Below are 743 nucleotides of genomic sequence, written 5' to 3' on the forward strand. Positions count from 1 at the left end.
GCCGATTGCAGTACTAGATAGTTTCGGTACGAGTGGCGTTGATCCATCAATTATGGGTATTGGTCCCGTTGAAGCGGTCCGTCAAGCATTGAAGCGTTCGAATAAATCAGTTTCAGATATTGATGTATTCGAGTTAACTGAAGCCTTCGCATCTCAATCATTGGCAGTTGATCGCGAACTTCAACTACCACAAGATAAAGTAAATGTGAAAGGTGGCGCAATTGCGCTAGGTCATCCTATCGGTGCATCAGGTGCGCGTATACTTGTAACGTTATTACATCAATTGAACGAAACCACAAAAACGGGTATCGCGTCATTATGTATTGGTGGAGGACAAGGTATCGCTACTGTTGTCTCTCACTATGAGGAGGGATAATGCATGGGTAAAGTCATTACGAATATTGAATCTGCCTTTGAACATTTAGAGGATGGCATGACTATACTTGCTGGTGGGTTTGGTTTATGCGGCATTCCCGAACACAGTATTGCAGCTATTCAAGCACGTGGTACAAAGAGACTCACTGTTGTTAGTAACAATTGTGGTGTAGACGACTTTGGCCTTGGTGTGTTACTTCAGGATAAACAAGTGGACAAGATGATTAGTTCCTATGTAGGAGAAAATAAATTATTCGAACAGCAATTTATCTCAGGTGAGTTAGACGTAGAGCTTACGCCTCAAGGGACATTAGCAGAAAAATTACGTGCAGGAGGGGCGGGGATTCCCGCATTTTACACTGCCACAG

Annotated in this window: 1 protein-coding gene and 1 pseudogene; both read left to right on the top strand. The window is 43.3% G+C overall.

From position 1 onward, the window contains the following. Nucleotides 1-376: pseudogene (locus HZY83_RS01030) on the top strand (acetyl-CoA C-acyltransferase); the annotation flags it as partial. A gap of 3 nt (nucleotides 377-379) precedes the next feature. Beyond that, nucleotides 380-743 (top strand): CoA transferase subunit A (locus HZY83_RS01035; protein ID WP_179942261.1); only part of this gene is annotated, 364 nt, incomplete at its 3' end.

It is taken from the genome of Gemella sp. GH3 (genome assembly GCF_013415425.1).
GTDB lineage: Bacteria > Bacillota > Bacilli > Staphylococcales > Gemellaceae > Gemelliphila.